This is a genomic window from Halpernia frigidisoli (genome assembly GCF_900113805.1).
Taxonomy (GTDB): Bacteria; Bacteroidota; Bacteroidia; order Flavobacteriales; family Weeksellaceae; genus Halpernia; species Halpernia frigidisoli.
Genome location: NZ_FOQT01000004.1, coordinates 103,652 through 116,975 on the forward strand (window position 1 = coordinate 103,652; position 13,324 = coordinate 116,975).

A 13,324-nucleotide genomic window follows, 5' to 3' on the forward strand; every position below is an offset into this window, starting at 1 on the left:
AAAATGAAATATCAATCAGAAGATAAAATTTATTTGATCCATAAAAAAACCAATGTAAAAAAATGGTTTTGGATTTCTATTGCAGTAATTATCATTGGTTTATTTTTACCATGGACACAGAATATAAGAATTAGCGGCAACGTCACATCGCTTTATCAGGGACAACGTCCGCAACAATTAAACTCACCAATTCCCGGAAAAATTGTGAAATGGTTTGTAAAAAATGGCGATGTTGTGAAAAAAGGCGATACAATTCTGCAGATTTCCGAAGTTAAAGATGAATATTTTGATCCACTTTTGGTAGATAGAACCGAGCAGCAAATGTCTGCTAAAAAAGGCGTTGGTAATTATTATTCTGCAAAAGTTCAGACTACCAATTCGCAGCTTCAAGCGCTCGATAATTCTTTGAGTTTAAAAATCAGCCAGTTAAAAAATAAAATTTCGCAGCTAAACAATAAATTGACTGCCGAAGAAGCAGAATTTGTCGCAGTAAAAAATGAATTAAGATTAAGCGAAGATCAATTTAACAGACAAAAAAAAATGTTTGATGATGGATTGGTTTCTCTCACGCAGTTTCAGCAGAGAAGCGCTTCTTTTCAAAATACTTTGGCTAAAGAAACGGCTACCGAAAATAAAATTGCACAAACCAGACAGGAAATCAACAATACACAAATTGATCAAAATGCGGCGGTACAGGAATACAGCGAAAAGATCAGTAAAATAGAAGGCGATCGTTTTCAGGCGTTGGGTCAAATAGAAGGAAATTCTGGGGATATTGCTAAACTCGAAAACCAGATTACGAATTATAAAACCCGAAAAGGCTTATATTTTATCATTGCATCTCAAGACGGACAAATTACGCAACTTAATAAAGCGGGAATCGGAGAAATTCTTAAAGATGGAGAAAGTATCGGCATGATAGTTCCCACAACTGTGGATTATGCCGTAGAATTTTACGTGAAGCCTGTTGATTTGCCTTTGATAAAAGAAGGACAGTCTGTTACCTGTATTTTCGACGGTTTTCCAGCGATCGTTTTTTCTGCTTATCCTGAAAATACTTATGGTACTTTTCAGGGCAAAGTGCTTGTAGTGGAAAATAATATCAGCGAAAACGGAATGTTCAAAGCAATTATAATTCAGGATAAAAATGATAAAAAGTGGCCGCAAAAAATAAAAATGGGAACAGGCGCGCAGGGAATTGCAATTTTAAATGACGTCCCTATCTGGTATGAGATCTGGAGAAATGTAAATGGTTTCCCACCAGATTATTATCAAATAAAAAGTAAAGAAGGTGAGAAGAAAAAATAAAATAGTATTCGCATTTTTATTACTGGTTTCCTCTCTTTTTCAGGCGCAGGATTCTTTGCTGATGTCAAAAAATGAGTTTTTAAATATTGTTAAAAATTATCATCCGCTTCTTAAAAAATATCAGCTGCAGAACAAAATCGCGCAGGCTGAAATTACTAAAGCGAGAGGCAATTTTGATCCTGTTTTAAGTGCAAAAACAGCCCAGAAAAATATTGATAATGCCCTTTATTACGATCAAAAAAATATAGAATTGGGAATTCCCACCTGGTATGGCGTCGAAATAAATGGCGCGTATAATTATCTCACCGGTGATAAATTAAATCCTAGCGAGACCAAAGGCGGTCTCTATAATTATGGTTTAACGGTACCATTAGCAAAAAATCTTTTATATGATAAAAGACGGGCAGCGCTTGAACAGGCGAAAGCAGCGGAAAAAATGACGCGTGCCGAGCAAATTATTTTAAGCAATGAACTTCTTTTGGAAGCAGAAAACAGTTATTGGGAATGGGTAAAAAACTACGAAGTTTTAAAAATTCAAAAGAAAAATGTTACACTTAATAAAAAGCGGTTTGCTTTAATTAAAAAAACTTTTTCTTACGGTGAAATTGCCGCAATCGATACTGTGGAGGCAGAATCTCAACTTCAAAATTTTCAGATTCAGGAGAAAGATGCATCGCTTAATTTTATAAAAAGCACGCAAGATCTTCAGGTTTTCCTCTGGCAGGATAATCTGGAATTTTATCAAATCAAAGTGCCCATTTTTCCCTCCGAAAAGATGAATCTTGAATTCACGGATGATTACCTTTTTTTAGCACAAAAATTAAGTAAAGATAATCTGGTCAATTCTCAGTTTTTAAAATATTATGCTTTTAAAAATAACATTCTGGAAAGCGAAAGAAAATTGAAATGGCAAAGTTTTCTTCCCAAAATTGATTTCACTTATCAGTTTTACAACAAGCAAAACGAAAATCCACAATATTTACCCTTTTTTGAGGATAATTTTCAATATGGATTAAAACTGGAAATCCCAATATTTTTAAGAGGTGCAAGAGCAGATTACCAAATGGCTAAAATTAAACTGCTTCAAAATGAGCAGGATATTAAATTAAAAGAAAACGAATTGCTTGTAAAAACCCAAACTTATGAGCAGGAAGTAGAAAATTATAATTCGCAAATATTTTTAGCAGAAAGAAATCTTAAAAATTTTCAGCTACTTTTAAAAGCAGAAGAAACAAAATTTGAAAACGGCGAAAGTTCCATATTTTTAATAAATTCCCGGGAAAATAAAGCGATTGAATCTCAGGAAAAATTGATCAATCTGAAATCAAAAGTGATCAAAAGTTATATTAAACTAAAATGGCTAAGTGAAAATTTAGAGTAAAAACTGGTTTTATTTAAATCTGATTTTAATAGTATTTTTTAAAAATTTATTACATAACTTCGAAAATATTTCCTGAAAAAAATAAAATAAATCAAGATATTTTAACCAAAAACTGACATAATATGGAAACATTAGAAAATTTAAAAAAAGAATTAAACAACGAATACGAAACCACAAGAAGTTTCATTGCCAACTTTCCGTCGGATAAAAATAATTTTAAACCGCACGATAAAAGTATGCAGATCATGCCGCTCGCCACGCATATTGTAGAAATTTTTTCCTGGCCGGAAATGATCTTTAAAACTGACAAACTGGATTTTGCCGCCGGCGATTATAAACCCACATTTTTAGATACAAAAAAAGAGCTTGTCGAAAAAATGGAAAGCGATTTTATAAAAGGTAAAAATGCATTAGAAAATGCGACTGAAGAAGACCTTGATAAGCGCTGGACAATGAATAACGGCGATGTTGTTTTAATGGATTTTAATAAATATGAAGCGATCCGTCACGCTTTAAATCAAATTACGCATCACCGCGCGCAACTTGGCGTTTATTACCGAATGAACGATATTCCGTTGCCGGGAAGCTACGGACCGAGCGCGGACACAGGTTTTTAGCAAAAATATAATTGGTAATTATCAATATTTAAAATAAAATTTCCGCTTTATAAGAGCGGAAATTTTTATTTTATGTTCAGTTCGATATGGTTATTATCTTCTGCCATTTCCTGTTTGGCCGCTTTATCCATTTCTCTTAAAACATCTTTTGGGTCCGAAAATTCCTGTCCGTTAATGTTTACTTTTATCTGAGAATTTGGCATTTTAAGCATTTCGCGCAATCCTTGAAAGGGATCTTTTTTGTACTTTTCAAGTTGAACCAAGTATTGCTTTCTGCTTACATCCAGGGCTTTTCTTTTGTAAAAATCTGGTAATTTATCGCTTTTAACAGCGGTATTTTCTGTCATTTGGAATTTCTTAATTCCTTTCCATAATCATTGAATGACTTTTTGTGTCGTCTTCAATTTTTAAAATTAAACCCGGAAGTCCAAAAAATTTATAGGGACCATCCTGAATCGGAATTTCAGATGTAAAAAATGCCGTCCAATGTCTTCCCGCAAAATTTGTAGTTGCTTTTTGCACATTATAACCTTCAACTTTATCAACATCTTTTAATATCGTCCATTGAAATTTTCTGTCTTCTGAAACTTTGTAATTATCATTATCAACTGAAGTGAATAAGTACGTCTGATAATCCGGATATTTTTTTTCTACAGAATACAAAACATCGCCAGACGAATGTCCCTGTGAAATTGAAATATGTCCGCCGCCCAGAGAAAGTTGTTTTTTAATGATTTCAAGTTGAATAGAGTCACTGTCAAATTTCTTTTTGCTGTAATATTTTGACCCATCTTTGTCAATATCAAGATACATCCATTCTTTTTTTAGACTGTCAATTTTGGTAGAATCTGATCTAAATTTATACTCATAAATAACCCTCGTATTCTGAGAATGTGCCGCAAAAGATATTAGTAGAAAGATAAAAATCAGTTTTCTCATCTTATTTAAAGTTAAATTTAACGGTAAACATTACCTGAGTTGGTCTTAATTGAATTCTTGTAAAAGAAGGTAATGTTGGATTGTTGTCAAATCTTTCAAAAACTTTTCGGTTGGCGATATTTAGCCATTTTACTTCAAAATCGATTTTCTTTTTTGCCCAGGTGTACTGATAAGCAATATCATAAAAAGGATTTTTGTAATTGATATTTCCCTGGCCGGAGTTGATTTGATCCCAGTTGAAGGTAATAATATTATTTTCTAAGGGGTAAAAAGCGGTTGTCAAATTATGATTATAACCGGTGCTTTTAATATTTCCACCTAATATAGTATTTTGATCCGTCCAGGATTTTGTAAAGTTAAAATCTACACTTACCCAGGAAAAATAGGCATTGTTAAATTTAAAACCTACGTTCTGAGAATTTCTTTCGCTTTTATAAAAAAGATTATTTTGAAACTGATCCGAAAGTGATTTATTGTTGGAAGCATTTATAGAAGCGTTGGTTTTAAACTTTGGGAAATATTTACCAACTTCAACGCTCTCATTGTTTGAGGTAGAAGAATTATCCTGCTCGATATAATTAGTAATTATACGACCTATAGCGTCAACTAAAGGCGTAGCAATCACATTACTTTTATTTGTACTGTAATTATAACGGATATTGAAAAACAAATTATTAAGTGGATTTCTGTATTCAATTCTTGGTCCTGCGCTTTTAGATATACTTTCAGATATCGGCGTATTGGCAGCCACAGCATTTATAAAATTAGGATTTGTAAGTAAATAGCCGGCATAAGTATCTTGGATAGAACCAAAATTATAATTTAAATTCCCAAAAAAGCTGGCTTTCCAGAAAGAGGCAAAAGAATACTGTGCAAATGCGTTTGGTTCAAAAGTTACTTTATTAAGATCTTTTGACACATTTGTACGTGGATCATCCGCTTTTATACTGTTAAAATTTACCGGAAAATTTGAATAAAGTTGCCAAGAATCACTTTTATAATTCACGCCTAACTGTGCGTATGGTTTGGCTGTTGTAAATTTAAGATCATTTGTATAAGTTGACGGAAAACCAAATAATCCTTTGTTATTATAACCAAGAAGTTGGGTATTTAAAAGATTATAATTGTAATCGAAACCAACTTCCGGCGTAAAAGTCCAGTTTTTTGCGCTAAATCCTAAATTAACGGAATGGTTTGCTTCAAAAGTTTTTAGTTTAAAATCCTGCTGAAGTTTATCTGCATTGGTCGGGAAAACATTGGCATAACTGGCGGGCGTAAATTCTAAGCTTTGCGCATCATCCTGGTAATTAATGTAAGACATCAAATTGACCATTTTCTCTTTCCATGGAATGATCGTACTTAAAGAGTTTTGAAAAGATGAGGTTGGCGAGTTTACACTTTCAGATGCCGCCTGCAAACCAACTCTCTGACTGTTTCTGCTAACTTCAGCGCGGTCGCCGTTCCAGAATTGAGAAAAAGTAGTGGTGTTTTTAAAGAACCCTTTTTTAGCATTTTTAGTGAAAATTAATTCACCTTTCAGTTTATCTGTGTATAATTTATTTGAAATCGTGGTTGCAAAAGCCGTATTCGTTTGCAAATTGGTGGTTTGCTCCAGATAATCTCTGCTGATAGCGTTGTTTGTATAGCTTGCATTCCCTTTAAGCTCCCACTGTTTGTCCTTATCGATGTTGGTTAAAAAGTTGGCCGCTAAATAATGCACATTATTAAATAAATATCTTTTTTCCGGTAAATTTGGGGTGTCGGCTTTTTCCACGCCGATCCAGTTGTTTTGGGAAACATTTCCTCGTCTGCCTTCAAAACGGTTTCCGAAGGATAATAAGTTGCCATCATTTTCTACAGATTCTCCATTATTATTGGTTTTATAATTGACAACATATTGTACTTTTTGCCCAAAAAACATAGGCGTCAATTTTACATTATAAGCAAACGGATCTGCAAAACCCGCCCCAACTTCGCCGCGACCTGTCATCGTAACGGATTTTTTTAAAACCACATTTAATGCGGCATTTTGAGAAGGCACTTTGTCCTGAAGAATTTTTACGGGCTGGTGATTTTCTAAAACTTCTACTTTTTGCACGGCATCTTTTGGCAAAGCATTATTGATGCTTCCGTAAGCGCCTTCCATTAAATCTTTTCCGTTGACATAAAATTTATTGATCGGCTCACCCTGGTATAAAACAGAGCCGTCAGGATTTACTTCGATTCCCGGGATTTTCTTTAAAACATCGGCTAAAGAACGGTCACTTTTATTTTCAAAAGCTTTAAGATCATAAGAAATAGTATCGCCTTTTTTGGTGATCATTCTTGTTTTTATTTTGACCTCTTTAATTTCTGTAGCCTGAGATTCTAAGCTAAAATTAGACGTTTGGGTAGAGTTTGAAACTGATTTTAAAAAAGGTTTTTGGTTAAAAGCTTTTATTTTTAAATCTAAATTCGGAACTGCTGTGGTGAAAGTCACTTTATATTCACCTTTAGAATTAGTAATTGAGTAGGCGATGATCGCATCTTTTCCGGCCTCTTCTACAGTGACGGAAGCACTTGGAATTGGCTGTCCGTCTGAATCTGTGATCTTCCCGGAAATCGTGTTTTGAGCGAATAGAATTCCTGAAAAAGACAGGAATAAAAAGAGTAAAAGGTTTTTCATGGTTGTTATTTCTGTGAAATTAGTAAGCAAAGCGACGGTCTTGTTACAAATTTTTAAACAATTATTTAAAAGCGTCTGCAACAATTATAGACAATAAGATGATTAAGCTATAGATTGGTTAAACGAAGATTAAAAAAAATTCTATTAATTTTTTCTCTAAATTTGCTGATTAACTCAAAATTATGCCGCTTCATTTAAAACCAATAGACATTGTAGACGATATTTCAAAAGAAGATTTTTTTGAAAAATATCTAAAACCGCGTAAACCTGTTGTCATAAAAAATATGGCAAAAAAATGGCCCGCTTACCACAAGTGGACGATGGAATACATGAAAGAAGCCGTTGGCGATGTTGAAGTGCCACTTTATGACAGCGCAAAAGCAGATCCTGCTGCGCCGATAAATGCATCTTCTGCTAAAATGAAATTTTCAGATTATATTGATTTAATTAAATCTACACCAACGGATTTACGGATTTTTCTTTTTGATCCGATAAAACACGCGCCAAAATTACTCGATGATTATATTTCACCGAAAGAATTAATGGGTGGTTTTTTAGATAAATATCCAAATATGTTTTTTGGCGGACAAGGTTCAGAGACATTTTTGCATTTTGATATTGATATGGCGCATATTTTCCACACGCATTTTAATGGGAGAAAACACGTGCTTTTATTTGATTATAAATGGAAAGACCGCCTTTATAAAATTCCGTTCGCCACTTATGCATTGGAAGATTATGATATTTCAAATCCTGATTTTAAAAATTTTCCGGCTTTAGATGGTGTAGAAGGCGTAGAATGTTTTCTGGAACACGGCGACACTTTATTTATGCCAACAGGTTTCTGGCATTACATGAAATATTTGGATGGCAGTTTTTCAATTTCTTTAAGAGCCTGGGACAAATCCTGGGGCGTAAAAGCACACTCACTTTGGAATTTGACGGTTCGAAGAAAGTTTGATGACATCATGAAGAAAAATTACAAGACCAAATATATGAGCTGGAAAGAAAAACAAGCTGTTAAAATTGCCAATAAGGCTTTGGCTAAAGGTTTACCTAAATAAATTTAAAGCGCTTTCACATTTATGAAAGCGTTTTTTTATTGGTAATATTTATTTAAAAAATCAAAAAATTCTTCCATTCTGATAATATTATTTAAACCTAAATAAATAATCAAAATTCCAAGCGAACAGTATAAAAAAGTTTGAATTTTAGGTGAATTTTTATAGGCAAAAAATAACCAACCTATCAAAAGTGGATAGACGAAAACAAAGTGTCCGCCGTAAATATAAGCCGTGTGCAAACCAAATTTTAAAAAACAATGAATGATAACATCTATTAATAAAGATATCGTTAAAACCTGAACAAGTTTATTTTTAAAATTTTTAGCGTAACTCCAAAAGATCAGGCCAAAAACTACCGCTACAAAAATATACGGGATCCAACTGCTGTAAACATCCATGAATAAAGCCTTATATTTAAAACCAACCTTACTGTGGTAATCACGGATCGCAAAATTTGAAAACAACATATTTCCGCCAAAAAACCAGGATGTAATCATGTCCCAAAGCGGCGTGATCTTCGGCTTTGAAAATTTCTCGTACTGTTCGCCGGTTTTTGCAAATATTCTGGTGTAATCAAAATTAACACGGTTAAGATAAAGCAGGATGAAGATGATAATTGAGATTGCAGATCTTAAAATAACATTTAGCACTTTCTTCCAGTTCCAGAATAATTTTTTTTCAAATAAGACAGGAATAAAAACTTTAACCGCATTAGTTATAGTCAAGCCCCCAATAAAAATGGTCGAAAGAACCATTGCCGATCCTGAAATTTTTTCGTCTTTTCTTAATTTTAAAGCTGAATAATAATTAAATAAAACCAGAAAAAATAGAGTGTAAGTGTAAGTTTCCGGCGTAAAGGAAAGAAGAATATTTGTGGCAAAAAGTGAGAAAAAAACCACAATTAAAAGTGAAATTTTTAACGGAAGTCTGATGATATTTTTTAAATATTTAAAGATCTGCACCAGACTTAAACTTATTGCAAAATTGCTCAAAAATGCTAAAACCAGGCGAAAAGTGAAATCCATTTTTCCGCCGGAAATCAGTAATGCAAAATTTCTTATAAAGTCAAAAAAATAGTTGGAAAGCGGATGTCTTTCAAAACCGCCGCCTGTCATTACAATGGCGCGGTTGTCAAAACTAAAATAAGCATCCCACGGAATTCTGTTGTCGAAAATGATCCGGTAATTTAGCGCCAAAAAACTACCAAGAACGCCATAAACTGTGAAAAAAAATATAAATAAAAACAATTCATTCCTTTGGCTTGGGAAAGTTGTTTTTAAAAGATCTGTTGATTTTTGTTTAAAATTCAAGATTAAAAAGTTTTGCGCAAAAATACACTTTTTTACGAACTGCAGGATAGACTAGAACTGCCAACAACGCCTTCATATTTTGCCGGTCTTTTAACGGAAAATTCGGGATAAAGTTCGTCGTAAGGTTGTTTTAAAGCTAGTTGTAGTTTTTCGAAAAGTTCAGTTTTGTCATTTTTTAATTCTTCGATACATTCAAACAAAAGGTAATTTCGCAGAATAAATTTTGGATTGTTTTTAGACATTAAAATTTTCGATTCTTCACGTGAAATTTTATTTAAATTTAATCGTTCGCGGTAAGTATTTAGAAAATTATTGAATGAAGTTTTGGATTCCTCCTTTAAATCTTCGTAAAAAGAATCTTTAAAATAAAAATAATCTGAATCTTTTGAAACCGTTTCCAGTTTAGTAAAAAACAAGGTGTAATCAATTTTAAGATCCTGAATCATGCTTTGCCATTGGCTAAAAAATTCCAGATCCTGATCCAAAAGTTCATCAAAACCAAACTTTTTTGCAAGTATTTCGTCGTGCTTTTTCCAGAAATAAAGTCCAAAATCATTGAGAATTTCTTCCATTATTTTTTGGTCATTGATGAGCGGAAAGAGCGCATTTGCGAGTTGCCAAAGATTCCATTGCGCAACTTTTCCCTGATTTCCGAAAGAGTAACGTCTTCCTGGTAAATCTGTAGTATTTGGTGTAAAATTTAAATCATATTCATCTACAAAAGAAAATGGCCCGTAATCTATTGTTAAACCTAAAATTGACATATTATCCGTATTCATCACGCCATGAACAAATCCTACGCGAAACCAGTCGACGATGAGGTCTGCAGTTTTTTCAGAAATTTGCTGAAACCATTTTGCATATTTGTTTTCATTATTTAAATCTATATCCGGGAAATAATTTTCGATGGTAAAATCTGCTAAATTTTTTAATGTTTCCGTTTCTTTTTGGGCTGACAATAATTCAAAATGACCAAAACGCAGAAAAGATTCGGCGGTTCTGATAATAACGGCGCCGTCTTCATACCGCGCATTTCCGTTGTATTGTTCATCTCGTAAAACATCTTCACCGGTTTTCACTAAACTTAGGGCGCGTGTGGTTTTTATTCCTAAAAAATGCATCGCTTCACTCATTAGATATTCCCGCACCGACGAGCGTAAAACTGCACGTCCATCTGCCGTTCTTGAGTACGGTGTTGCGCCTGCGCCTTTGTATTGCAATTCAGTTTTTTGGTTTAAATTATTTTCAATTTCACCGATGTAGATGGCGCGACCGTCGCCCAATTGTCCTGCCCAGTTTCCAAACTGATGTCCGGCATAAGCGGTGGCATAAGTATTTATGTTTTCAGGTAAATTTTTTCCGGCAAAAAAATCGACGGTTTTTTCTGGATTTTCTCCCAGCCCAATTTCTGCTGAAAGTTTTTCATTAAAGGCGATTAAAGTTGGATTTTTAAATTCTTCGGGTTTTATGGTACAGTATATTATGCCGGGAGTTTGTCTTTGCTGTGGATTTCCGGAAATGTCGCCAGGAAATTTAGATAAAAATGGCGATGATATTTTAGATAAATTCATAATTGAAATTTAGAGAATTTTTTAAATAAATTAAAACAAAAAGCCTTCCATTGCTGAAAGGCTTTTACTTAATTTACAAGCTTTTTGTTATTTATTAAAATCAACATCATCCGTAGAATTGATTTTTTCATTGACATTATCTTCTTTTTTAGCAGGCGATTTTTTAGGTTCTGCCTGTGTTGGATTCTTGATTTGATCAATGGTCTGCAAACCGCCTTCATCACCGTATCCACTGCCTAAACCACGAAGGTCATCGCAATTCCCGGTCCAGTTTGAAGGTTTTAAAAATTTATCTTCCTCTGTAATATTCAGGGTTTTGTCTGCCCACACTTTTTTCATGAAAATTGCCCAAATAGGAAGCGCCATTCTTGCACCTTGTCCTTCACCCGTGCCCGCAAAGTGCGTTGCTCTGTCTTCCCAACCAACCCAGACTCCAGTTGACAATTTTGGTGTGATTCCCATAAACCAACCGTCAGAGTTATTCTGCGTAGTTCCGGTTTTAGCTGCTATGTCTATTGACTGAGAAATGCCGCGCCTGTTAAGTTCGCCAAACGCTGTACCGCCCGGTTCAGTTACACCTTTCATCATGTCGATCATCGTATAGGCATACAATTCATTCATTACTTCTTTGATTACAGGTTTTACTTCTTTTACAAGTTGCCCATTCGGTGTAGCTATACGCCACACCATTTCCGGTTTTATGTAATTTCCATAATTTGCAAATGTGTTATAAGCTCCAAGCATTTCGTAGATTGTAATATCTGACGAACCCAAAGCAGTAGTTAAATTGCTTTGCATATCACTTGTAACTCCCATGTCGCGAGCGAGTTTTATTACATTATCAGGACCAACTTCATCCATCGTTCGTACGGCTGGTGGATTTTGCGATCTTGATAAAGCCTCTTTTAAAGTCATAGAACTTGGTCCGCGTTCGGATACCGTATAATTTCCTCTTGTAAAAGGTGCATTTGAAACTTGTGTACAAGGTGTTTTACCTAAATTTATAATTGCAGCTGCGTAAACAAATGGTTTAAATGTAGAACCAACCTGTCTTTTTCCCTGTTTTACGTGATCATATTGGTAATGTTGCCAGTTGATACCACCAACCCAAGCTTTTATATCACCTGTAGCAGGATCCATGGACATTAAACCTGCCTGTGCAATTTGTTTACTGTATCTAATGGAATCATAAGGTGTCATTTCTACTTCTTCTTCGCCGTTCCAGGTAAATCGCGACATTTTTGTTGGCGTTTTGAAATCCATCATAATGGAATCTTCCGGTACTTTTGCCGCTAATAACTGCTGATAGCGACCTGTTCTCTTCATGGCCGACATCATTAAACCATCAATTTCTTTCTGATTTAAGAAATAAAATGGGGCTAGTTTTCTCCCGCGCTGCTCATTATCGAATCTTTTTTGCAGATCCGTAAGGTGTTCTTTTATAGCTTCTTCCGCATAAACCTGCATTTTTGAATCTAAAGTCACGAAAATTTTAAGTCCGTCTTTAAATAAATTTAATTCTTTACCAGTTTTCTTTTCGTAATCTTTTAAATAGCCGTCAATTTCTTTTCTTAAATAAAATTTATAATATGCAGAATAACCTTCCTCTATAGATTTTATAGGATGAAAATCTACTTTTATAGGTTCAGATACTGCTTTGTTATAGGTGGCGTCATCAATATAACCCGTTTCCATCATTTGTTTTAAAACAACATCTCTCCTAAGTTTTGCTGTTTCAGGATGCCTGTAAGGGTTATTTTTTACAGGATTTTCCAACATTGCCACAAAAACTGCCGCTTCGGGAAGTGTTAACTGATTTGTTTTTTTGTTAAAATAAACCTGAGATGCCATTTCAACACCATTTGCGTTAAAAAGGAAATCAAATTTATTAAAATATAGGGTAATGATCTCGTCTTTGGTATAAATACGCTCGAGACTTACAGCAACGCTCCATTCTTTTAATTTCTGAACTGCTCTTAAAACAGGATTCTGGGACGCTTTTTTAGTAAAAAGTAATTTCGCCAGTTGCTGGGTAATCGTAGAACCACCGCCTCGCTTTCCTCCAAATGAGATCGCACGCGCAATAGATTTTAAATCAATTCCTGAATGTTCTTTAAAACGTTCATCTTCTTTTGCCTGCAACGCATAAATTAGAAAAGGAGGAAGATCTTTATAAACAACCGGTTTGGTTTTTTCTTTTTCAAATTTACCAAGCATCACGCCGTCTGACGACCATATTTCTGAAGCAACATAAATATCCGGGTTTTCAAGTTCCTGCACATCTGGCATTTCACCTAAAAATCCCTGGGAAACTGCAAAAAATAGTGCTGAAACGCCTAAAACGACAGCAATAAGAATTACCCAAATAAATCTGACATATTTTCTATAGCCCGTTTTCTTGTTTTTTTTCGGAGGTAAAGGAAATGTTGCAGATGTTTTTTTACCTGTTCCTGTGTTATTTTCCATTTT

General features: G+C 34.3%; 10 protein-coding genes. 4 read left to right on the forward strand and 6 right to left on the reverse strand.

Annotated elements, in window-relative coordinates; all coding sequences use genetic code 11:
• The first annotated feature begins 3 nt into the window (after positions 1-3).
• From BM238_RS10795 to BM238_RS10805, 3 genes are all read left to right on the forward strand, one after another.
• Positions 4-1,308, forward strand: coding sequence for an HlyD family secretion protein (locus BM238_RS10795; protein ID WP_090080695.1), 1,305 nt, complete (start codon positions 4-6; stop codon positions 1,306-1,308).
• The gene (locus BM238_RS10800) at positions 1,292-2,689 is read left to right on the forward strand and encodes a TolC family protein (protein ID WP_090080697.1); all 1,398 of its coding nucleotides are present in this window, start codon (positions 1,292-1,294) and stop codon (positions 2,687-2,689) included. The genes BM238_RS10795 and BM238_RS10800 overlap by 17 nt, the downstream gene beginning before the upstream one ends.
• A gap of 122 nt (positions 2,690-2,811) precedes the next feature.
• On the forward strand, positions 2,812-3,306 hold the full coding sequence (locus BM238_RS10805; protein ID WP_090080698.1) for a DinB family protein: 495 nt from the start codon (positions 2,812-2,814) through the stop codon (positions 3,304-3,306).
• 65 nt (positions 3,307-3,371) lie between these two features.
• Here BM238_RS10805 and BM238_RS14545 read toward each other — a convergent pair whose 3' ends face one another.
• From BM238_RS14545 to BM238_RS10815, 3 genes are read right to left on the reverse strand one after another with little or no spacing between them, the layout of a single operon-like run.
• The gene (locus tag BM238_RS14545) at positions 3,372-3,653 is read right to left on the reverse strand and encodes a hypothetical protein (RefSeq protein WP_233741951.1); all 282 of its coding nucleotides are present in this window, start codon (positions 3,651-3,653) and stop codon (positions 3,372-3,374) included.
• Positions 3,654-3,663: 10 nt separating this feature from the next.
• Positions 3,664-4,245, reverse strand: a complete 582-nt coding sequence (locus BM238_RS10810; protein ID WP_233741952.1) for a GLPGLI family protein — start codon at positions 4,243-4,245, stop codon at positions 3,664-3,666.
• A gap of 1 nt (position 4,246) precedes the next feature.
• Complete coding sequence (locus BM238_RS10815; protein WP_090080700.1) at positions 4,247-6,910, reverse strand: TonB-dependent receptor; 2,664 nt, start codon at positions 6,908-6,910, stop codon at positions 4,247-4,249.
• 182 nt (positions 6,911-7,092) lie between these two features.
• Between BM238_RS10815 and BM238_RS10820 the strand changes: the two genes are divergently transcribed.
• A complete protein-coding gene (locus tag BM238_RS10820; protein WP_090080701.1) occupies positions 7,093-7,974 on the forward strand; it encodes a cupin-like domain-containing protein in 882 nt (293 codons plus the stop codon).
• Positions 7,975-8,009: 35 nt separating this feature from the next.
• Here BM238_RS10820 and BM238_RS10825 read toward each other — a convergent pair whose 3' ends face one another.
• The 3 genes from BM238_RS10825 to BM238_RS10835 all read right to left on the reverse strand — a co-directional run bounded on the left by BM238_RS10825 (position 8,010) and on the right by BM238_RS10835 (position 13,321).
• Entirely contained in the window at positions 8,010-9,284 is a 1,275-nt protein-coding gene (locus BM238_RS10825; protein ID WP_090080703.1) for a DUF6080 domain-containing protein, read from the reverse strand.
• Between the two features lie 32 nt (positions 9,285-9,316).
• Positions 9,317-10,855, reverse strand: a complete 1,539-nt coding sequence (locus tag BM238_RS10830; protein ID WP_090080704.1) for a protein adenylyltransferase SelO — start codon at positions 10,853-10,855, stop codon at positions 9,317-9,319.
• Between the two features lie 87 nt (positions 10,856-10,942).
• A complete protein-coding gene (locus BM238_RS10835; RefSeq protein WP_090080706.1) occupies positions 10,943-13,321 on the reverse strand; it encodes a transglycosylase domain-containing protein in 2,379 nt (792 codons plus the stop codon).
• Positions 13,322-13,324: the final 3 nt, after the last annotated feature.